This window comes from Nitratireductor sp. ZSWI3 (assembly GCF_024655565.1).
Classification (GTDB): domain Bacteria; phylum Pseudomonadota; class Alphaproteobacteria; order Rhizobiales; family Rhizobiaceae; genus Nitratireductor.
Genome location: NZ_JANKOF010000088.1, coordinates 1 through 20,164, shown reverse-complemented (window position 1 = coordinate 20,164; position 20,164 = coordinate 1). Strand labels below are relative to the sequence as shown.

Below are 20,164 nucleotides of genomic sequence, written 5' to 3'. Positions count from 1 at the left end.
AGGGCAATCGCGTTTGGCGGCGCGGTACCCCCACCCCTTACCCCTCCCCTCAAGGGGGAGGGGGATGATGAAGCGCACCACCTTTCTTCCCTCCCCCTTGAGGGGAGGGACCGAGGGTGGGGGGTCGCAGGCGCAGCCTGCAAGAGAAAACCATAGGCGATTGCCCTGCCCCTGAGAGCGAGAAGGCCCCGGCAGGGGGATGAGGGGTGCTCAACCTCTGCCAGGCTCTAAAACCGGTTGAGCGCTCCCGCCGCCTCCGTCGCCAGAGGGGCGAAGCGGCGGCAGAAGGTCTCCGCGTCCCATTCGCTCAGCGATCCGGCGATGTGGATGGCGCCGAGCGGCGTGCCGCCGGGGGACAGGATCGCCGTGGCGATGGCGATCTCGCCCTGCAGCACCTCCTCCAGCGCCAGCGCATAGCCGTTCTGGCGCGCCTCGCGCACCTTGGCGCGGATCGCATCCGGGTCGGTGATCGTGCGCGGCGTGATCTTGCGGCGGTCGGAGCGGGCGATGACGTCGTCCACCTCGGCATCGCTCATATGGGCCATCACCGCGCGCCCCCCCGAGGTGCAGTAGATCGGCACGCTCTGGCCGACGAGCGTTGCGAAGAAGGTTTCGCGCTTGCTCTGCAGACGGGCCGCATAGACGAGCCGCAGCCCGTCGCGCAGGCTGAGGTCGACGCGCTCGCGCACGTTGCGACGCAGCTCCAGAAGCACCGGAGAGGCGCGCGAGACGAGGGGATTGAGCCGCAGATAATCACGCGTGTGGTCGAGAATGCGGATGCCCGGCACATAGCCCCGGTCGTCCGCGTCGCGCTGCACGTATCCGAGCTGCCGCAGGGTGTGGACGACCCGCTGCGCCGCGCTCTTGTCCATGCCGCTTCCCGCAGCGATCTCGTTCAGCGTCAACGGCTTTCCCGTGTCGTGAAAGGCTGAAAGAACCCGCATGGCGCGGGCGATCGCCTGGACGAACAGCGGGTCGCTCTCGTCCACGCTGGTGGCGGGCCGAACCCCGTATTCCGCTCTTTGAACATAGCGCAAGCAGCACCCCCAAAAACTGTTTGACACATGAACCGTAGCACACTTATCGTACCATCGATACGAAGGTATTGCATAGCGATACTTTTGATTTTCACACCATCACGCGATCTTCGGGGCGTCGACCCGAAAATCGCTTTTGTGCAGAACCGGTGGCGTTCGAATGCCTTTATGCGTTCAGGCAAGGGGGATGGCATGAGCAAGCGGGTCGCATTGGCCGGGTTTCTGCACGAGACGAACACCTTCGCGCCGTCCAAAGCGACTTACGCACAATTCGAGCAGGGTGGCGGCTATCTGCCGCTCTCGCGCGGGGCGGAAATTCTCGCCCGTTGCACCGGCGTCAACCTCGGCATCGCGGGCAGCGTCGCCCATGGGGAAAAGGCCGGCTGGGACATGGTTCCGATCCTGTGGACCGGCGCCATCCCTTCCGCCCATGTGACGCGCGACGCCTATGAGCGGATCGCCGCCGAGATCGTCGAGGGCATCGCCGGCGCCGGCCGGCTCGACGGCGTATGCCTCGACCTGCATGGCGCCATGGTGGCGGAGCATATCGACGACGGCGAGGGCGAGCTCATCGCCCGCGTGCGCGAAGTGGTCGGCGCGGATGTGCCCATCGCCGTCAGCCTCGACCTGCATGGAAACACGACGGAACGGATGGTCCGCGAGGCCGATCTGCTGGTCGCCTTCCGCACCTACCCTCACATCGACATGGCCGAGACGGGCCGCCGCGCCGCCGAGGGGCTGGACAAGTTGATGGCGCGCGGCGCGCCCTATGCCAGGGCCTTCCGCCGGCTGCCCTACCTGACCTCGATCCCCTGGCAGTGCACGTTCATCGAGCCCGCGAAGAGCCTCTATGCCAAGGTCGCCGCGCTCGAAACGGGCGAAGTGGCGAGCGTCTCCTACTGGATGGGTTTTCCGGCAGCCGACATCGAGGAATGCGGACAGACCGTCATTGCCTATGGTGAAACGCAGGAAGCGGCAAACGGCGCGGCGGACCGTCTCTACGAGCGCATCATGGCCAGCGAAAGCGCCTTTGCCGGCCGCGCCTACGCGCCCGACGAAGGCGTGCGGGAAGCGATGCGCATCGCCGGGACCGCTCGACGCCCCGTGGTGATCGCCGACACGCAGGACAATCCCGGCGCCGGGGGCGATTCGAACACCACCGGCATGCTGCGCGCGCTGCTGCGCAACGGCGCCGAGAAAGCCGCCATCGGCATGATGGTCGACCCGCAGGCGGCGCGCGCCGCCCATGCGGCAGGGGAGGGGGCCGAGGTCACCATCGCGCTCGGCGGGCAATCCGGCATCAGCGGCGATGCGCCGCTCGAGGCGACCTTCCGTGTCGAGAAGCTTTCCAACGGCGATCTGCACGCGACCGGCCCCTATTACGGCGGCACGCATATGAATGTCGGGCCATCCGCCTGCCTTTCCATCGGCGGCGTCAAGGTGGTGGTCGCCTCGCACAAGGCGCAGATGGCAGATCTGGCCATGTACCGCTTCGTCGGCATCGAGCCGACGGACATGGCGATCCTCGTCAACAAGAGCTCGGTGCATTTCCGCGCCGATTTCGAGCCCATCGCCGAGACGATCCTGGTCTGCACGGCTCCCGGGCCAATGCCGCTCGATCCGGCCGATCTCGCCTGGACGAAGCTCGCCGACGGCATGCGCCTGTCGCCCAACGGGCCGGCCTTCCGCCGATCGGCCGCGCATGAGACGATGGAGGCCTGAAGACGATCTTACGCGGCAAGCGATAAAGTCACGCCAAACGCAGCAATTCAAATCCAACAAAAGAGGGAACACGATGCGTATTCAGGAGAGACTTCACCATTTCAAGGGGCACATGCGGGGGGCCACGCTGGGGCTGTTAGCCGGCGTTGCCCTGATCGGCGGTACGGCGCTCGCCACGCCCGCCATGGCCAAGACCATCACCGCGGTCATGCATTCGGGCCTGCGCGTGCTCGACCCGGTCATCACCACCGCCCATATCACCCGCGACCACGGCTACATGATCTACGACGTGCTGGTGGCCGTCGACGAGAACTTCAAGCCGCAGCCGCAGATGGCCGATTGGACCGTCTCCGACGACAACCTCGTCTACACCTTCACGCTGCGCGACGGGCTGAAATTCCATGACGACGCGCCGGTGACGGCCGCCGATGCGGTGGCTTCGCTGAAGCGCTGGGGCAAGCGCGATTCCGGCGGGCAGCTCATCTTCGACGTGACGGAGAGCCTCGAGGCGAAGGACGACAAGACCATCGTCTGGACGCTGAAGAGCCCGTTCCCGGCGCTGCTCGACACGGTCGGCAAGCAATCGGCCGTTCCGCCCTTCATCATGCCCGAGCGGGTGGCCAGCACGCCGCCCGAGGAGGCGATCACCGACTATACGGGCTCGGGTCCCTTCGTCTTCGTGGAGGACGAGTATCAGCCCGGCGTCTCCGTCACCTACCGCAAGTTCGAAGACTACGTGCCGCGCAGCGAGCCGGCGAGCTGGATGGCCGGCGGCAAGAACGTCAAGGTTGACGAGGTCAAGTGGGTGACGATGCCCGACGCCCAGACGGGCATCAACGCCATTCTCTCGGGCGAGATCGATTATCTCGAGCAGGTGCAGATCGACCTTCTGCCGCTCCTAGAGACGAGCGAGGACGTGACGGTCGAGACACGCGACGAGCTGGGCTACCAGACCATCGGCCGCATGAACTTCAAGCACCCGCCCTTCGACAACAAGAAGATCCGCCAGGCCGCGCAGATGGCGCTCAGCCAAGAAGACGTGCTCGGCACGCTGATCGGCAATCCGGATTACTACAAGGTGTGCGGCGCGATCTTCGGCTGCGGCACGCCGCTCGCCGACGAGTCCGGCTCGCAGACCCTGACCTCCGGCGGCGACATCGAAGGCGCCAAGAAGCTGCTTGAGGAAGCCGGCTATGACGGCACGCCGATCGTGCTCATGCAGCCGACCGACGTGGTCAGCCTGACGGCGCAGCCCGTGGTGGCGGCGCAGGCCCTGCGCAACGCCGGCTTCAACGTCGACATGCAGCCGATGGACTGGCAGACGCTGGTGACGCGCCGCGCCAGCCAGGCGAAGCCCGCCGAAGGCGGCTGGAACATCTTCTTCACCAACTGGATGGTGCCGGAGATCAACTCGCCGCTGATCAGCCCCATGCTCAACGGCCGCGGCGACGATGCCTGGTTCGGCTGGCCGAAGGACGACAAGATGGAGGAGCTGCGCGCCGCCTTCATCGCCGCCGACACGCCGGAGAAGCAGAAGGAAGTGGCGGTCGAGATCCAGAAGCACAACATGGACGAGGTCCTCTACATCCCGCTTGGCCAGTATGCTTCGCCACAGGCGCGCAGCAACAAGCTGACCAACATGATCCCGTCTCCGGTGCCTGTCTTCTGGAACATCGAAAAGGCGGACTGACGGCCGCCAAGCCAATCCCGCCCGGCGCTGCAACGGCCGGGCGGCTCTGCTCGGGGCAATGCGAGGAAACTCATTCGCGGCGCCGTCTTGCTCCCTGGCCGGAGCCGCGTGCCCCGAGCTCTTTTATTCAGGAACGCTTGTCAAAGGACAGCATCCGCGATGCTAGGTTACATCATCCGGCGCATCCTGGCCGTCATACCGGTCATGCTCATCGTCGCCATCTTCGTCTTCCTGCTCCTCAGGCTCACGCCGGGAGACCCCGCCGCCATCATCGCCGGTGATGCGGCGACCCCAGCGCAGCTGGAGCGTATCCGCACATCGCTCGGCCTTGCCGATCCCCTGCACATCCAGTTCCTCACCTGGGCCAAGCTCCTCTTCCAGGGCGATCTCGGCACCTCGCTGATCTCCAGGACGCCGGTCACCCAGATGATCGGCCAGCGGATCTGGCCGACCTTCAACATCGCCATCCTGACGATCGCCCTGTCGGTGCTGATCGCCGTGCCCATGGGGGTGCTCGCCGCCTGGCGGCACCGCACCTGGGTCGACTATCTGGTGATGGCGTTTTCGGTGCTCGGCTTCTCTATCCCGGTCTTCGTGATCGGCTATCTGTTCATCCAGGCCTTCTCCATCGAGCTGCGCTGGCTGCCGGTGCAGGGCTATGCCGCGCCTTCGGAGGGCTTCGGCAAGTTCCTCTCGCGCGCCATCCTGCCATGCCTGACGCTCGCCACCATCTATGTGGCGCTGATCGCACGCATGACGCGTGCCTCGATGCTCGAGGTGCTGGGCGAGGACTACATCCGCACCGCCCGCGCCAAGGGCGTGAAGGAAACCGTCGTCCTGTTCCGCCATGCGCTGCGCAACGCCGCCGTGCCGATCATGACCATCATCGGCACCGGCTTCGCGCTGCTGATCGGCGGTGTGGTGGTGACCGAAAGCGTGTTCAACATCCCCGGCATCGGCCGCCTCACGGTCGATGCGATCCTTGCCCGCGACTATCCTGTCATCCAGGGCATGATCCTGCTGACGAGCGGGCTCTACGTCTTCATCAACCTCTTGATCGACCTGTCCTACACCTTCTTTGACCCGAGGATCCGTTACTGATGGCTGCCAGTCCACAACCTGCAGCCCGGCTGCAATGGCTGTTCGGAGCAATCGCCGTGCCGCGCGGCTGGCGCGCCGGCGCCGGTCCGATCATCGCCGCGATCGTCCTGTTCGTGATCGTGTTCCTGGCGCTTGCCGCACCGCTCATCGTGCCGCATGACCCTCTCGCCATGGATGCGGTGCAACGCCTCAAGGGGCCGAGCGACGTCCATCCGCTCGGCACCGACGCCTATGGCCGCGACGTGCTTTCGCGCGTCATCACCGGCGGCCGCATCTCGCTGTTCATCGGTCTCGGCGCCGCCGTCGTCAGCGTTATGATCGGCCTCATGATCGGTCTCGTCTCCGGCTTCTTCCGCACGGCCGACGCCATCATCATGCGCATCATGGACAGCCTGATGGCGATCCCCTCGATCCTGCTCGCCATCGCGCTGGTGGCGCTCAACGGGCCCAGCATCTGGTCGGTGATGGGCGCCATCACCATTCCGGAAATCCCCCGCGTCGTGCGGCTGGTGCGCTCGGTCGTGCTGTCGGCGCGCGAGGAGCCCTACGTGGAGGCGGCCATCGCGCTCGGCTCGTCGATGCCGAAGATCCTCTGGCAGCACCTGATGCCGAACACGCTGGCGCCGCTGATCGTCCAGGGCACCTATATCTGCGCCTCGGCGATCCTGACCGAAGCGATCCTGTCCTTCCTCGGGGCGGGCGTTTCCACCGAGATCCCGACCTGGGGAAACATCATGGCCGAGGGCCGGATCTACTTCCAGCTCAAGCCGTCGCTCATCTTCTGGCCCGGCCTGATGCTGTCGCTCTGCATCCTGTCCATCAACCTGCTCGGCGACACGGCGCGCGACATGCTCGACCCGCGCCTGAAGAAACGGGAGGCATGAGATGACGATGCTCTCGCACATCCCCCTCTGGCCTGCCGGGCATCTCCCTCTTGAGGGCAGGGCAATCGCCTGTGGTTTTTCTTGCAGGCTCCGCCTGCGACCCCCACCCGTCCTTCGGACCCCTCCCCTCAAGGGGGAGGGAAGAAAGGCGGTGCGCTCCATCATACCCCTCCCCCTTGAGGGGAGGGGTAAGGCGTGGGGCTACCGCGCCGGCCTTCCCAAATCATCACCCTGTCGGAGACGCCGGCCATGAAGTTCAAGACCCGCAGTTTCGACGATGTGCCGGGCGTTCTGGAAGTCCGCGACCTGACCGTACGCCTTGCCGGCAACGACACGGCCCCGCCGGTGCTCGACCGGGTGTCGCTGAAGATCCGCCAGGGCGAGACGGTCTGTCTCGTCGGCGAATCCGGCTCCGGCAAGTCCGTCACCTCGCTGTCCATCATGGGTCTGCTGCCGAAGGGCGCGCTGGTCGCCACGGGGGGACGCATCGAGCTCGAGAACCGGAATCTTCTCGAGCTCGGCCCGCAAGCCATGCGCGACATGCGTGCCCGCAAGATCTCGATGATCTTCCAGGAACCGATGACGGCGCTCAACCCGGTGATCCGCGTCGGCGACCAGATCGGCGAGGTGCTCGACACGCACACCAGGCTGCCGGCCCGCGAGAAGAAGGCCCGCGTGCTCGACATCATGAATCAGGTGCACCTGCCGGACGTGGAGCGCATCTACCGCTCCTATCCGCACCAGCTTTCCGGCGGTCAGCGCCAGCGCATCATGATCGCCATGGCGCTGATCCTGGAGCCGCAACTGCTGATCGCCGACGAGCCGACCACCGCGCTCGACGTGACCACCCAGAAGCAGATCCTGAGCCTGATCGCCGAGCTGCAGGAAACCCACGGCACCGCCGTGCTCTTCATCACGCACGACATGGGCGTGGTCGCCGAGATCGCCGACACGGTGCATGTGATGAAGCTCGGCCAGATCGTCGAGCATGCGCCCGTCGAAGACCTGCTTCGCCGCCCCCGCCAGGAGTATACGAAGCAATTGCTGCAGTCAGTGCCGAGCCTTACGCCGCGGGCGCCGAGGGCGATGTCGGCGGACGGCACGGTGCTCTCCGTCAGCGGGCTGCAGAAGGTCTATGGCGCGCACGGCGTCTTTGTGCGGCGCGAGCCGACACGGGCGGCGAGCGACGTGAACTTTTCCATTTCGCGCGGCCGCACGCTCGGCATCGTCGGCGAAAGCGGCTCGGGGAAATCCACCGTGGCCCGCTGCATCATGCGGCTGGTCGATCCGACGGACGGCGACATCCGTGTCGCCGACCAGGAGATCGCCCGGCTGTCGCGGCGTGAGCTGAGGCCCTACCGCAAGCACATCCAGATCGTCTTCCAGGATCCGTTCCGCTCGCTCAACCCGCGCTGGACCATCGGGCGCAGCCTGATCGAAGGGCCGCTCAACATCGGCACCGACAAGCAGGCGGCGCTGAAGCGGGCGGCCGAATTGCTGACGCTGGTCGGCCTGCCTGACGATGCGGTGAACCGGTATCCGCACCAGTTCTCCGGAGGTCAGCGGCAGCGTGTGGCGATCGCCCGGGCCATCGCCATGGAACCGGACGTGCTGGTCGCCGACGAGGCGGTCTCCGCCCTCGACGTGTCGGTCCAGGCACAGGTCCTCGACCTGCTCGACGAGCTGCAGCAGAAGCTCGGCATCGCCATCCTGTTCATCACCCATGACCTGCGCGTCGCCGCGCAGATCTGCGACGAGGTGGTGGTGATGCAGCACGGGCGCATCGTCGAGCACGACACGGCCGCCAACGTGCTCGCCAACCCGCAGCATCCCTACACGCGCGCGCTGATCGAGGCCGCGCCGGGGCGCCAGTGGGACTTCGCCAACTTCCGTGAATTGCAGACCGCCTGAGGTGGTCTGATCTTGTTTCAGAAAGGATAGTCATGCCCGTTTTGCCGAAGATCGCCGATTATGCCGAAGAACTGACGGCGATCCGCCGCGATTTCCATGAGCACCCCGAAATCGGCTTCGAGGAAGTGCGCACCTCCGGCATCGTCGCCGAGCTCCTGAAGAAATGGGGCGTCGACGAAGTGCACACCGGCCTCGGCAAGACCGGCGTCATCGGCGTCATCAAGGGCAAGAGGGACGGCGGGCGCACGGTCGGCCTGCGCGCCGACATGGATGCGCTGCCGATGGACGAGCTGACAAACCTGCCCTACGCCTCGAAGAACCCCGGCGCCTTCCATGGCTGCGGGCACGACAGCCACACGACCATGCTGCTCGGCGCAGCGCGCTATCTCGCCGAGACGCGCGATTTCGCCGGGTGTGCGGTGATGATCTTCCAGCCGGCGGAGGAGGGGCTGGGCGGCGCGCGCGCCATGCTCGCCGACGGGCTGTTCGAGAAGTTTCCCTGCGACGAGATCTACGGGATGCACAACAACCCGATGGCCGATGCGAACCAATTCCGCATCAAGCCGGGGCCGGCGATGGCCGGGGCGACCTTCTTCGACATCACCATCAACGGCATTGGCAGCCACGGCGCCCAGCCGCACCATGCCCGCGACCCGATCGTCATCGCCGCAGCGCTCGTGCAGGCCCTGCAATCCGTAGTCAGCCGCAACGTGCAGCCGACGGAGCCGGCCGTGCTTTCGGTGACCCAGATCCACTCCGGCTCGGCCTACAATGTGGTGCCCGACAAGGCCGTGCTCTGCGGCACGATCCGCTACTTCTCCGACGAGGTGCGCGACCTCGTCCACGACCGGGTCACCAAACTGTGCGCCGGCTTCGCCGAGAGCTACGAGGTGGAGATCGTTCCCGACCTGCGGCCGATCTTCGACGTCCTGATGAACGATGCGGACCTCTCGGAGGCCTATCGCGATGCCGCAGCCGAGATCGTCGGTGCGGACAACGCCGCCATCACCCCGGAGCTGGTGACGGGCAGCGAGGATTTTGCCGACATGCTGAAGGTGGTGCCGGGTGCCTATTGCACGCTCGGGCACAAGGGCTCGGTGCCGGTGCACAATCCCGGCTTCATCCTCGACGACGACATGCTGCCGATCGGCGCCAGCATCATGGCACGCATCGTCGAGAAGAGGCTGGCTGGTTAGTAGTCGCGCCCCTTCGCACCCGCCTCTGGCCTGCCGGCCATCTCCCCCTCAAGGGGGGAGATCATCCTTCACCGAAGCCTTGCGTATCCTGCAGCGTTGCAGGTTGGCAAAGCCGGCAATGACAGCCAATCTCCCCCCCTTGAGGGGGAGATGGCCGGCAGGCCAGAGGGGGGGTATCGAAGGGCACCAGCATTGCAGAACACCCAACCAGGACACATTCCATGAATTTCCAGAAACTGCCGTTCGACACAAACGCGATGCTTGCCGGGCTGAAGCCCTGGATCGAGTGCGAGAGCCCGACCTTCGATCCGGCGGCCGTCGACCGCATGATGGACCTTGCCGCCTACGACCTTGCCGCCGCAGGCGCCGAGATCGAGCGCATTCCCGGCCGCATGGGCTTCGGCGGCTCGGTTCGCGCGCGCTTTCCGCACAAGGATTTCGGCAAGCCGGGCATCCTCATCTCCGGTCATCTCGACACGGTGCATCCGGTCGGCACGCTGGCCAAGAACCCCTGGCGCATCGAGGACGGACGCTGCTACGGCCCGGGCATCCAGGACATGAAGGGCGGCAACTATGTGAGTGTCGAGGCGATCCGCCAGCTGGCGCTGGCCGGGGTCGAGACGCCGCTGCCGATCACCGTCCTGTTCACGCCCGACGAGGAGGTGGGCACGCCCTCGACGCGTGAGCTGATCGAGATGGAAGCGCGCAAGAACAAGGTGGTGCTGGTGCCCGAGCCGGCGCGCCCCGACGGCGGCGCCGTCACCGGCCGCTACGCCATCGCCCGCTTCAACGTCAAGACCGCCGGCCGGCCGAGCCATGCCGGCTGGGCGCTGAAGGACGGCCGCTCGGCGATCGCCGCCATGGCCCGCAAGGTGCTCGAGATCGAGTCCATGACGGGCGAGGACTGCACCTTCTCCGTCGGCGTCGTCCATGCCGGCCAGTGGGTCAACTGCGTCTCCTCCTTCTGCGATGCGGAAGTGCTGTCGATGGCCAAGCGCCAGGCCGATCTCGATGACGGCGTCAAGCGCATGCTGGCCCTGTCCGGCGAGGAGAACGACGTGGTGATCGAGGTGACGCGCGGCGTCACCCGCCCGGTCTGGGAGCCCGACGCCGGCACGATGGCCGTCTATGAGCTGGCGCGAGGCATTGCCGGCGAGATCGGCTTCGAGCTGACGCATGCCAGCGCCGGCGGCGGATCGGACGGCAATTTCACCGGCGCGCTGGGCATCCCGACGCTCGATTCCATCGGCGTGCGCGGCGCCGGCCTGCACACGCTCGGCGAATATATCGAGGTCGACAGCCTGGTCGAGCGCGCCCGGCTGATGGCGGGGCTTCTGATCCGGCTGGAATAGGGCGCTTCGCGGTCAGGCCACGTTCAGGTCCTCAGCACCCGGTAGATCGCCGGGATCACCAGAACCGTCAGCAGGGTCGAGGAGGCGAGGCCGAACAGCAGCGAGATCGCCAGTCCCTGGAAGATCGGGTCGGCGAGGATCACGGCGGCGCCGATCATCGCCGCAAGGGCCGTCAGCAGGATCGGCTTGAAGCGTATCGCGCCGGCCTCGACCAGCACCTCGGTCAGGGGCCGGCCGGGCGAGGCCGCATGGCGGATGAAATCCACCAGCAGGATCGAGTTGCGCACGATGATTCCGGCAAGCGCGATGAAGCCGATCATCGACGTGGCCGTGAACGGCGCAGCGAACAGCCAGTGGCCGCCGAGAATGCCGATGAAGGTCAGCGGGATCGGCGTCAGGATGACCAGCGGCACCTTGAAGGAGCCGAACTGCGCCACCACCAGGATGTAGATGCCGAGCAGCGCCACCATGAAGGCGGCGCCCATGTCGCGGAAGGTGACCCAGGTCACCTCCCACTCGCCGTCCCACAAAAGGGTCGACCGGCTTTCGTCGAGCGGCTGGCCATGCAGCCTGATCACCGGCTTCGGCAGCCCCGTCCAGTCCTGCGCATCGATGGCCTCCTGCACGGCGAGCATGCCGTAGAGCGGCGCCTCGAAATCGCCGGCGAGTTCGGCCGTCACCATTTCGGCCGCCCGCCCGTTGTGCCGGAACACGGGATAGGAGGCGCGCTCCTGAAAAACGCGAACGACGTCGCCGAGCTCGACCACGCCGCGCGCGCCGGGCAGCACGTCGGCCGGGATGGGCGTCGTCAGGAAAACCTCGTCCAGCGTCTTGTCGCCCTTCGGCCGTTCGATGCGGATGGGGATGGGCTGGCGCCCCTCGCCGCGATGCGAATAGCCGACCGTCGCGCCGCCACCGAGGATGGCGATCGTGTCGAACACGTCGCTCTCCTGCACGCCGAAGAATTCGGCATCGTCGGTGGAGATCGTGGCGCGCAGCCGGCGCGCCGGGTCGCCGTAGGAATTGTCCACGTCGACGACGAAGGGCACGGCGCGGAACGCCTCCTCGACCCTGGCGGCCACCTGGCGGCGCGTTTCGGCATCCGGTCCGTAGATCTCGGCGAGCAGCGTCGCCATGACCGGCGGGCCGGGCGGCGGCTCGACAACCTTGATCCTGGTGCCCTCGGGCACGGGCAGGGCGGTGAGACGCCGGCGCACGTCGAGCGCGATGTCGTGGCTCGACCGGTCCCGCTCGCCCTTCGGCGTCAGGTTGAGCGCCACATCGCCCTGCTGCGGCTCGGCGCGCAGATAGTAATGGCGCACCAGACCGTTGAAGTTGAAGGGGGCGGCGGCACCGGCGTGGGTCTGCACCGAGTAGACCTCCGGCAGCTCCAGAACGTCGCGCGCCACGGCCTGCGCCACCGCGTCGGTGGCCTCCACGGAGGAGCCCTCCGGCAGGTCGATGATCACCGCCAGCTCCGACTTGTTGTCGAAGGGCAGCAGCTTCACCGTCACGTCCTTCGTGTAGAACAGCACCAGCGAGCCGAGCGTCAGGACGCCGACGCCGATCAGGAACAGCCAGCTCCGGCTCTTCGAGGCGAGGATCGGCCGCGCCACGATGCCGTAGATGCGGCCGAGAGCACCGCCGTGGCCGCCCTCGCCCCCACCCTGGCCATGGGCGTGCACCGGCGCGCGGCCGCTCACCTTCAGCATCAGCCAGGGCGTGACCATCACGGCGACGAAGAACGAGAAGATCATCGCCGCGGATGCGTTGGCCGGGATCGGGCTCATATAGGGGCCCATCATGCCCGACACGAACAGCATCGGCAGCAGAGCCGCGACCACGGTCAGCGTGGCGACGATGGTCGGGTTGCCGACCTCGGCGACCGCCTCGATGGCCGCCCGCCGCCGCTCGCGCCCGTCGCCCATGCCCCAGTGGCGGGCGATGTTCTCGATGACGACGATGGCGTCGTCGACCAGGATGCCGATCGAGAAGATGAGCGCGAACAACGACACGCGGTTGAGCGTGTAGCCCATGATGCGCGAGGCGAACAGGGTGAGCAGGATCGTCACCGGTATGACGATGGCGACCACCACGGCCTCGCGCCAGCCGATGGCCAGCCACACCAGCGCGATGATGGAGATGGTGGCGAGCCCCAGATGGAACAGCAGCTCGTTGGCCTTCTCGTTGGCCGTCTCGCCATAATTACGCGTGACGGCGACGGAGATGCTGTCGGGGATCAGCGAGCCCTCCAGGAGCTCGACCCGCTCCAGGATCTGCTCGGCGACGGTCACCGCGTTGGCGCCGGCGCGCTTGGCGATGGCGAGCGTCACCGAGGGCACGCGCCGGATCTCTCCGCCGTCCGACCGCGTCACCGTCGACACCAGCGCCTCGCCGGCATCGGCGACGAAGGCGACGTCGGCCACGTCGCGCACATAGATCGGGCGGCCGTCGCGGGCGGTCAGGACAAGGTTGCCGATCTCGGCGGGCGAGCGCAGCGTCTCGCCGGCGACGATGGTGATCTGGTCGCCCTTGTCGCGCACGCGGCCGGCCGGGAAGGCTCGGTTGGCGCCGCTCACCTTTGCGGAGAGCTGCTGCAGCGTGACGCCGTTCAGCGCCAGGCGCCTCGGATCGGGCGCGACGCGTATCCGCTCGCCCGTCTCGCCGACCAGATAGGTGAGGCCGACATCGTCGATCTTGGCGATCTCGGTGCGCAGCTCGCGCGCGATCCGCGTCAGGTCGTTGGCTCCCATGTCGCCGGCCGCTTCGGGTTTCGGCGACAGGGTGAGCGACACGATGGCGACGTCGTCGATGCCGCGCCCGACGATCAAAGGCTCGGGAATGCCGACGGGGATGCGGTCGATGTTGGCGCGCACCTTGTCGTGCACGCGCAGGACCGCCGCATCCGAGGAGGTGCCGACGACGAAGCGCGCCGTCACCATGACCCCGTCGTCAGCGCTCTGGGAATAGACGTGCTCGACGCCGTCGATGCCCTTGACGATGGTCTCCAGCGGCTCGGTGACGAGCTTGACCGCGTCCTCGGCCTTCAGCCCGTCGGCGCGCACGTGGATGTCGACCATGGGCACGGAGATCTGCGGCTCTTCCTCGCGCGGCAGCGTGGCAAGCGCGACGAGGCCGAAGACGAAGGCGGCGATCAGGAACAGGGGGGTGAGCGGCGAACTGATGAAGGCGCGCGTCAGCACGCCGGCAATGCCAAGCTTCTGGGGCGCCTCGTTCATGGCAGGACGACCGTGTCTCCGGCGGCAAGACCGCTCAGGATCTCGACGAACAGGCCTGCCTCGCGCTTGACGATCTCACCCGGCACGACCGCCCGCTCGACGGCCCCGCCCCCGGCCTCGACGGTGACGAAATCGACACCGGAGCGGGTCGAGACCGCGCTTTGCGGGACGAGCAGGCCCTGTCGCTCGCCGACCGGCACCTCCACGAGCACGCGCGCGTCGACAAAGGCCGTGTCGAGACCGTCGACCTCGACGTCGGCGATGACCCGGCCGTTCTCGATCCGCGGATAGATCTTGGCCAGGCGCCCCTGCGTCTCCCGGCCCTCGGTGGTGATGCGGATCGCCGCACCTTCCTCCAGCGCGGCGGCGTGCCGCTCGGGAATGGCGAGCCGCAGGAAGAAGCCGCCACCGCCGATCGTGGCGAGCGGCTCGCCGGGCAGGATCACCGCGCCGCGCGTCAGAGGTACGCTCAGAACACGGCCGTCGAGAGGGGCCACCACGGCGCCCTCGGCAGCCTGCTGCTCGATCACGGAACGCTGCGCCTCGGTCGCCGCGATCTGGTTGCGCAGCACCTCGGCGCCGGTGCGCAACTGGTCGAGACGCTGGGTGGTGATCACCCCGCGCTCGACCAGGGTCTGGCCGCGGGTGAGTTCGGCTTCGGCCGTCTCGAGCTGCGAGCGCAGGGCCCGGAGCTGCGCGTCGAGCGCCGCGATCTGAAAGGCGATCTTGTCGTCGCGCACCGAACCGATTTGCTGGCCGGCCGTCACGACGTCTCCTTCGCTGACGGTGAGATCCACCACGACGCCACCGATGCGCGCACGGGCCGGCACCGTGTCGCGCGCTTCGACGCGCCCGTAGACCGGCTTCCATTCCGCGATGGCGGTCGGCGACAGGGTCAGGGTTTCGGCCATCGCAGCGCTCGCCAGGAGCAATCCGGCCGGCAGGAGGAAGAGGCGCATGGCGGTCCCGATTATGAGAAGACGGCGCCGGGCTTCACACCCAGCTTGCGGAACACGAAGGCGGCCGGGCAGAAACCGGTAAAAGCCGCCTGGATCATGTTGAGACCGATGAAGACGGTGAACCAGACGAACAGCGGCGAGACCCACAAGGTCAGTGCCACCGAGGCAAGCACCATGGTGCCGGCGAAGGCGAGGACGGCGTTATCAAGGGACATGACGTATCTCCATATATATTAGCATGTGCTCATATATTAACTTATCGGAATTTTGCAAGATGCCGTCTCACGGGCCGCCGCGGCCTCAGAGCGGGATGACGAAAAGTGTGAAGCGGTTTTCCGCCCGCATCCCGCTCTAATTTTTAGAATCGATCGCGGACGGTTCCTCGATCCTGATCTCCTTCAACTTTTCGATGCCGAGCGCATGCAGTGCCAGTTTCTCGTAGAAGGGTTCGGAAACACCGCTGCGGACCTTGTGCAGGAAATATTTCTCGAAGCCGACCTTGGCTGCATGCACCCATTTGCCGGACGACGACCAGTTGACGTTGCGCGGCGGGATCTGCGGTTGCGCGACGAAGGCGATGCCGGAATCGCCGAAATCCGCCAGGCAGACCGCGTTCCAGGTCGCTTCCGCATCCGGTTCCAGCCCCTTCACGAGCCGGTCGATGTTACGGGCCGTCGCCGTCACCATGGATTCGATCATGAACCCGGTCTTCGGCACGCCGACGGGCACCGGCGTCTTGCCGACCGGCGCAATGGCGACACAGACACCGACGGCGAAGATCTCCGGAAAGGCGGGATTGCGCTGGTGCTTGTCGACCAGGACGAAGCCGCGCGGATTGACCAACCCCTCGATGCCGCGCACGGCGGCGACGCCCCTGAAGGCGGGCAGCATCATGGAAAAGACCTGCGGCAGTTCGTGCGACTGCTTCACGCTGCCGTCCTCGGCGATCTCGGAGACCACCATCTTGTCGGCCTCGACGCGCTCCACCCTGGCATTGCAGATCCACTTGATGTGGTGCTCGCGCAGCGCGCTTTCGAGCAGTCCCTTCGTGTCGCCGACACCGTCGAGGCCGAGGTGGCCGATATAGGGCTCGGAGGTGACGAAGGTCATCGGCACCCGGTCGCGCACCTTGGCGTCGCGCAGCGCCTTGTCGAGGATGAAAGCGAACTCATAGGCCGGCCCGAAGCAGGACGCTCCCTGCACGGCGCCGACGACGACCGGCCCGGGCTTGCGGATGAGCGCGTCGACCGCCTCCTTGGCCTGCAGCGCGTGATCGATGTGGCAGACCGACTGGCTATTGGCCTCTGGCCCAAGCCCCTCGATCTCGTCGAACGCAAGGTCGGGGCCGGTGGCGATGACGAGATAGTCGTAGTCAAGGAAGGCTCCGTCGTTCAGCTCGATGCGCTTTTCCTCGGGGTGGAGACGTCTGGCACCCTGCGGGTGGAGCGCCAGGCCGCGCCGCCTGCACACCTCCTCCAGGTCCACCTCGATCGTCTCGCGGTCGCGCCAGCCGACGGCCACCCAGGGATTCGACGGCACAAAGGAGTAGCGGCTGCCGAGCGTGACGAGCGAGATCTCGTGCCCCTTGCCGAGCGCCTCGCGCAGTTCATATGCCATGATGGTGCCACCCAGCCCGGCACCCAGGATTGCGATCTTCGCCATTTCCGCTCCTTCCCACAGTACCCGACAGCCTGTGCAGATCGGGAAAGCCGCGCGGGCACATCCACGCGTCCGGTTTCCGGCGACTATCGGACATCGCCGGGGGCAGGGCATTGACTCCGATCAAATGCCGATGCCCGGCCGGCGGCTTGACAGAAGAGCGATGCGGCACAACATGTTTGTCTGCTCATATGTTCAATCGGAAAGATGAAACGCAAAGACACCGCGCAGTTCGCGGCCAGGGCGCGAGACGCATCGGAGCTTCTCACCGCGATGGCCAATCAGAACCGTCTCATGATCCTCTGCCATCTCCTGGAGGGCGAGGCGAGCGTCAGCGCGCTTGCCGATGCGGTGGGCATGAGCCAGTCGGCCCTGTCGCAGCAGCTCGCCAAGCTGCGCGCCCTCAGACTGGTCGACACGCGGCGCGAGGGACAGCAGATCCACTATCGCCTGGCCGCCAGCGAGGTCGAGCGGGTGCTCGAAACGCTCTACGGCATCTACTGCAAGCCGCAGGAGACGGCTTGAACGGCACGGGCTGCAGGGCCGTTCAAACCTCCGCCGGCACCGGCCTTGCCTGCGCGCGCTCGCGGAAGACGATGTAGAGGCCGGCCCCCATCGTTATCGCGATGCCGACCGCGGCCAGCCCGTTGGGCAGGTCGCGGAAGACCAGCCATCCGATCAGCGTGGCGAAGGGAATCTCCAGATACTGGATGGGTGCCAGCGTCGCCGACGGGGCGAAGCGCAGCGACCACGTCATCAGAAGATGGGCGAAGGTTCCAAAAACGCTGACGCCGAGCAGCAGGAGCGCCTCGCGCAGGTCGGGCGCGACCAGTTTCAGGGCGGGCAGGTCGAGACCGAGATTGGCCAGCAGCAGGGCCGCCAGACCGATGGCCGCGAAAAGCCCGCTGATCGCCTGCAGCGCGATGGGATCGGCCTCGCGGGCGATCTGCCGCGTCACGAGCATATAGCCGGCGAAGGAGACGGCGACGAGCAGCGGCAGGAAGGCCGGCGCGCCGACCGTCGCGAAGCTCGGCTGGACGACGAGAAGCGTGCCCGCGAAACCGACGATGCAGGCGCTCAGCCGCCGCGGGCCGACGTCCTCGCCGAGAAAGAACTTTCCGAGCGCCAGCATGATGAACGGCATGACGAAGGCGATCGCCACCGCATCCGCGAGGGGCAGGTAGCGCAGCGACCCGAACATGGCGCCGATGCCGACGATCTGCAGCGCCGTGCGCAGCACCGTCAGGCGCACGGCCCGCCGGCTCATGGCGATGGACGTGCCGGTCCACCACAGGATCGGGAAGAGAAACACGGCCTGCGCGGCGAAGCGCACCGTGAGAAGCTGGATCAGCGGAATGGTCGCGCCCAGCAGCTTGGCGATCGAGTCGCCCATCGGGGCGACCGCGCAGAAGCCGATCATCAGGAGAATGCCGAGAAGCGGGCGGTCAGCGGACATGGCGCGACAGTATGGAGCCCGCCGGGCCTCCGCAATGTCACATAGGGGCAAAACGGTACGGCCAGCGGATTTTAGTCGCTGGCCGCAAGACAATCGTTCCGCAGGCTCATGCCGCGCGGGCAGCAGCTTCCACCGGCGCATAGGTGCGGCCGAAACGGTTGGCGAGGAAGTCTTCCAGCGCGATGTCCTCCTGCTGCACCAGCCCCCGCGCCGGCAGCCTGCCGGTGGCGAGAAGATCGAGCACCGTGCAGATGCCGGCGGCGGTGGTCTTCTGGATGGCGCTGCGGGCCTCGAGGCCTGCCGGATCGGCATGCACCGTGTTGGCGTAGCTCTCCTGCAGAAGGCGGCCGTTGCGCAGCCCGGTGATGGTGACGAAGATCACCACCACGTCCTGCATGGTTGCCGGCAGGGCGTGCTCGAACACGTCCTTGAGCAGATCCCGCCGCTCGGCAAGCCGCAGGTCGTTGAGCAGGATCTTCATGATCGCCGCATGGCCCGGATAGCGGACCGTGCGATAGTTGAGGTTGCGCACCCGGCCTTCGAGCGCCTGGCAGATGGAGCCGAGGCCGCCGGAGGTGTTGAAGGCTTCGTAGCGCACGCCGTCGAGCGAGAATTCCTCCAGCCCCTCGAGCGGCGCCACCTCCTTCAGCTCGCCGTCGACGATCGCCTCGCAGGGCTCGCAATACTCGTTGATCACGCCTTCCGGCGACCAGGTGAGATTGTAGTTGAGCGCATTGGCGGGAAACTGCGGCAGCGCGCCGACGCGCATCTTCACGTCGTGCAGCACATCGAAGCGCTTGGCCAGCGAGTTGGCGGCGATGGTGATGAAGCCGGGGGCCAAGCCGCATTGCGGGATGAAAGCGGTGGTGGCGGCAGCGGCGATCTCCTTCACCCGGCGCGTGCTCCTCACATCCTCTGTCAGGTCGAGATAATGCACGCCGCCAGCCGCGGCCGCCTCCGCGATGGGCACCGTCAGATGGTAGGGGGCCGCGTTGAGGACCGCGAACCTGCCGCTCAGAACGGCCGTCAGCGCATGCGTGTCGGCGAGATCGACCTCGACGCCGGCGATGCGCGGATGGGACGGCAGGGCCGCAAGCTGCTTGGCCGAGCGGTCGGCGACCGTCACCGCGTAGTCGCCGGAAGCGGCCAGCATCTCGGCTATGGTGGCGCCGATGCGCCCGGCGCCCGTGACCACGATCTGTTTCATCCCGTTCCCTCTTCGATTCTGTTGGAGTGGAAACAGTGTCGCCGCAGACGTCGTTGAATTAAAGAGATAGATCGCATAGTTTGACGGACATATTTATGCAAATCAACGATGGTTATGGGCGATATGACGATACTGGAGTCCGAGCGGTCGGTGATCGCCCTGTTGCGCGAGAACGCTCGGATGTCGGTCTCGGAAATCGCCCGTCGGCTCGGCGTCTCGCGTTCCACCGCACAGAGCCGGCTGGAGCGGCTGGAGCGCAGCGGCATCATCGCCGGCTACGCCGTACGGCTCTCGGGCGAGTACGACGCGGCGCAGATCCGCGCCCATCTCCTGGTCACCGTGTCGCCGAAGCTGTCGGCCGAGGTGATCAAAGCGATGGAGAAGGTGCCCGCCGTGCGCACGGTCCACTCGGTCAGCGGCTCGTTCGACATGATCATCATCGTCGAGGCGCCCTCGGTGGCCGAACTCGACGCGGTGATCGACACGATCGGCGCCCTGAAGGGCGTCGACCGGACGATGAGCTCCATCATCCTGTCGACGCGGATCGACCGCTAGCTCGTTTCCTGTTTTGATGGAAGCGGTCGGCCGTGGTTTCGGCCCAGCGGTGTCGCGCGCGGCACACCCCCCTCTGGCCTGCCGGCCATCTCCCCCTCAAGGGGGGAGATTGGACGACCGCAAGGATTTTGACCAACCGTCCAACGCTGCAGAGGATGCGACACGGGGTGTTGTCAGCTAATCTCCCCCCTTGAGG

16 protein-coding genes are annotated in these 20,164 nt (G+C 66.6%); 9 read left to right on the top strand and 7 right to left on the bottom strand.

The genetic code is table 11. The annotated features are described in order from the left end of the window. Positions 1-227 precede the first annotated feature (227 nt). Positions 228-1,037 carry an IclR family transcriptional regulator gene (locus NUU27_RS20385; protein ID WP_257764051.1) on the bottom strand — a complete coding sequence of 270 codons (810 nt, stop codon included), beginning with the start codon at positions 1,035-1,037 and terminating at the stop codon, positions 228-230. 192 nt (positions 1,038-1,229) lie between these two features. Here NUU27_RS20385 and NUU27_RS20380 point away from each other — a divergent pair, with 192 nt between their 5' ends. The 7 genes from NUU27_RS20380 to NUU27_RS20350 all read left to right on the top strand — a co-directional run bounded on the left by NUU27_RS20380 (position 1,230) and on the right by NUU27_RS20350 (position 10,893). Beyond that, positions 1,230-2,759 carry a M81 family metallopeptidase gene (locus NUU27_RS20380; RefSeq protein ID WP_257764050.1) on the top strand — a complete coding sequence of 510 codons (1,530 nt, stop codon included), beginning with the start codon at positions 1,230-1,232 and terminating at the stop codon, positions 2,757-2,759. A gap of 73 nt (positions 2,760-2,832) precedes the next feature. After that, on the top strand, positions 2,833-4,449 hold the full coding sequence (locus tag NUU27_RS20375; protein ID WP_257764049.1) for an ABC transporter substrate-binding protein: 1,617 nt from the start codon (positions 2,833-2,835) through the stop codon (positions 4,447-4,449). A 159-nt stretch (positions 4,450-4,608) separates the two neighbouring features. After that, positions 4,609-5,550, top strand: a complete 942-nt coding sequence (locus tag NUU27_RS20370) for an ABC transporter permease (protein WP_257764048.1) — start codon at positions 4,609-4,611, stop codon at positions 5,548-5,550. Further along, a complete protein-coding gene (locus NUU27_RS20365) occupies positions 5,550-6,434 on the top strand; it encodes an ABC transporter permease (RefSeq protein ID WP_257764046.1) in 885 nt (294 codons plus the stop codon). The genes NUU27_RS20370 and NUU27_RS20365 overlap by 1 nt, the downstream gene beginning before the upstream one ends. Positions 6,435-6,683: 249 nt before the next feature. Beyond that, on the top strand, positions 6,684-8,345 hold the full coding sequence (locus NUU27_RS20360) for an ABC transporter ATP-binding protein (protein ID WP_257764045.1): 1,662 nt from the start codon (positions 6,684-6,686) through the stop codon (positions 8,343-8,345). 32 nt (positions 8,346-8,377) lie between these two features. Continuing rightward, on the top strand, positions 8,378-9,541 hold the full coding sequence (locus tag NUU27_RS20355) for a M20 aminoacylase family protein (RefSeq protein ID WP_257764044.1): 1,164 nt from the start codon (positions 8,378-8,380) through the stop codon (positions 9,539-9,541). Between the two features lie 221 nt (positions 9,542-9,762). Further along, the gene (locus NUU27_RS20350) at positions 9,763-10,893 is read left to right on the top strand and encodes a M20/M25/M40 family metallo-hydrolase (RefSeq protein ID WP_257764043.1); all 1,131 of its coding nucleotides are present in this window, start codon (positions 9,763-9,765) and stop codon (positions 10,891-10,893) included. Positions 10,894-10,916: 23 nt separating this feature from the next. Here the strand turns inward: NUU27_RS20350 and NUU27_RS20345 are convergent, their stop codons facing one another. From NUU27_RS20345 to NUU27_RS20330, 4 genes are all read right to left on the bottom strand, one after another. Then, a complete protein-coding gene (locus tag NUU27_RS20345) occupies positions 10,917-14,132 on the bottom strand; it encodes an efflux RND transporter permease subunit (protein WP_257764041.1) in 3,216 nt (1,071 codons plus the stop codon). Continuing rightward, positions 14,129-15,091, bottom strand: a complete 963-nt coding sequence (locus NUU27_RS20340; RefSeq protein ID WP_257764040.1) for an efflux RND transporter periplasmic adaptor subunit — start codon at positions 15,089-15,091, stop codon at positions 14,129-14,131. Before NUU27_RS20340 ends, NUU27_RS20345 begins: the two co-directional genes overlap by 4 nt. Before the next feature lie 11 nt (positions 15,092-15,102). Beyond that, entirely contained in the window at positions 15,103-15,306 is a 204-nt protein-coding gene (locus NUU27_RS20335; RefSeq protein WP_257764038.1) for a DUF2892 domain-containing protein, read from the bottom strand. 136 nt (positions 15,307-15,442) lie between these two features. Continuing rightward, a complete protein-coding gene (locus NUU27_RS20330) occupies positions 15,443-16,753 on the bottom strand; it encodes an NAD(P)/FAD-dependent oxidoreductase (protein ID WP_257764037.1) in 1,311 nt (436 codons plus the stop codon). A 204-nt stretch (positions 16,754-16,957) separates the two neighbouring features. On the opposite strand from NUU27_RS20330, the gene NUU27_RS20325 reads away from it, so the two are divergent. Beyond that, positions 16,958-17,275 (top strand): metalloregulator ArsR/SmtB family transcription factor, encoded by a 318-nt coding sequence (locus tag NUU27_RS20325; RefSeq protein WP_257764036.1) that lies wholly within the window; start codon positions 16,958-16,960, stop codon positions 17,273-17,275. 22 nt (positions 17,276-17,297) lie between these two features. Here the strand turns inward: NUU27_RS20325 and NUU27_RS20320 are convergent, their stop codons facing one another. Then, a complete protein-coding gene (locus NUU27_RS20320; RefSeq protein ID WP_257764035.1) occupies positions 17,298-18,206 on the bottom strand; it encodes a DMT family transporter in 909 nt (302 codons plus the stop codon). A gap of 106 nt (positions 18,207-18,312) precedes the next feature. After that, positions 18,313-19,413 carry a saccharopine dehydrogenase family protein gene (locus NUU27_RS20315; RefSeq protein WP_257764034.1) on the bottom strand — a complete coding sequence of 367 codons (1,101 nt, stop codon included), beginning with the start codon at positions 19,411-19,413 and terminating at the stop codon, positions 18,313-18,315. A 123-nt stretch (positions 19,414-19,536) separates the two neighbouring features. Between NUU27_RS20315 and NUU27_RS20310 the strand changes: the two genes are divergently transcribed. Beyond that, complete coding sequence (locus NUU27_RS20310; protein ID WP_257764033.1) at positions 19,537-19,968, top strand: Lrp/AsnC family transcriptional regulator; 432 nt, start codon at positions 19,537-19,539, stop codon at positions 19,966-19,968. Positions 19,969-20,164: the final 196 nt, after the last annotated feature.

Excerpts from the sequence above, each read along its gene's own strand:
- NUU27_RS20380 (WP_257764050.1), top strand. The coding sequence starts at position 1,230 with ATGAGCAAGCGGGTCGCATTGGCCGGGTTTCTGCACGAGACGAACACC.
- NUU27_RS20375 (WP_257764049.1), top strand. The coding sequence starts at position 2,833 with ATGCGTATTCAGGAGAGACTTCACCATTTCAAGGGGCACATGCGGGGG.
- NUU27_RS20370 (WP_257764048.1), top strand. The coding sequence starts at position 4,609 with ATGCTAGGTTACATCATCCGGCGCATCCTGGCCGTCATACCGGTCATG.
- NUU27_RS20365 (WP_257764046.1), top strand. The coding sequence starts at position 5,550 with ATGGCTGCCAGTCCACAACCTGCAGCCCGGCTGCAATGGCTGTTCGGA.
- NUU27_RS20360 (WP_257764045.1), top strand. The coding sequence starts at position 6,684 with ATGAAGTTCAAGACCCGCAGTTTCGACGATGTGCCGGGCGTTCTGGAA.
- NUU27_RS20355 (WP_257764044.1), top strand. The coding sequence starts at position 8,378 with ATGCCCGTTTTGCCGAAGATCGCCGATTATGCCGAAGAACTGACGGCG.
- NUU27_RS20350 (WP_257764043.1), top strand. The coding sequence starts at position 9,763 with ATGAATTTCCAGAAACTGCCGTTCGACACAAACGCGATGCTTGCCGGG.
- NUU27_RS20345 (WP_257764041.1), bottom strand. The coding sequence starts at position 14,132 with ATGAACGAGGCGCCCCAGAAGCTTGGCATTGCCGGCGTGCTGACGCGC.
- NUU27_RS20340 (WP_257764040.1), bottom strand. The coding sequence starts at position 15,091 with ATGCGCCTCTTCCTCCTGCCGGCCGGATTGCTCCTGGCGAGCGCTGCG.
- NUU27_RS20335 (WP_257764038.1), bottom strand. The coding sequence starts at position 15,306 with ATGTCCCTTGATAACGCCGTCCTCGCCTTCGCCGGCACCATGGTGCTT.
- NUU27_RS20330 (WP_257764037.1), bottom strand. The coding sequence starts at position 16,753 with ATGGCGAAGATCGCAATCCTGGGTGCCGGGCTGGGTGGCACCATCATG.
- NUU27_RS20325 (WP_257764036.1), top strand. The coding sequence starts at position 16,958 with ATGAAACGCAAAGACACCGCGCAGTTCGCGGCCAGGGCGCGAGACGCA.
- NUU27_RS20320 (WP_257764035.1), bottom strand. The coding sequence starts at position 18,206 with ATGTCCGCTGACCGCCCGCTTCTCGGCATTCTCCTGATGATCGGCTTC.
- NUU27_RS20315 (WP_257764034.1), bottom strand. The coding sequence starts at position 19,413 with ATGAAACAGATCGTGGTCACGGGCGCCGGGCGCATCGGCGCCACCATA.
- NUU27_RS20310 (WP_257764033.1), top strand. The coding sequence starts at position 19,537 with ATGACGATACTGGAGTCCGAGCGGTCGGTGATCGCCCTGTTGCGCGAG.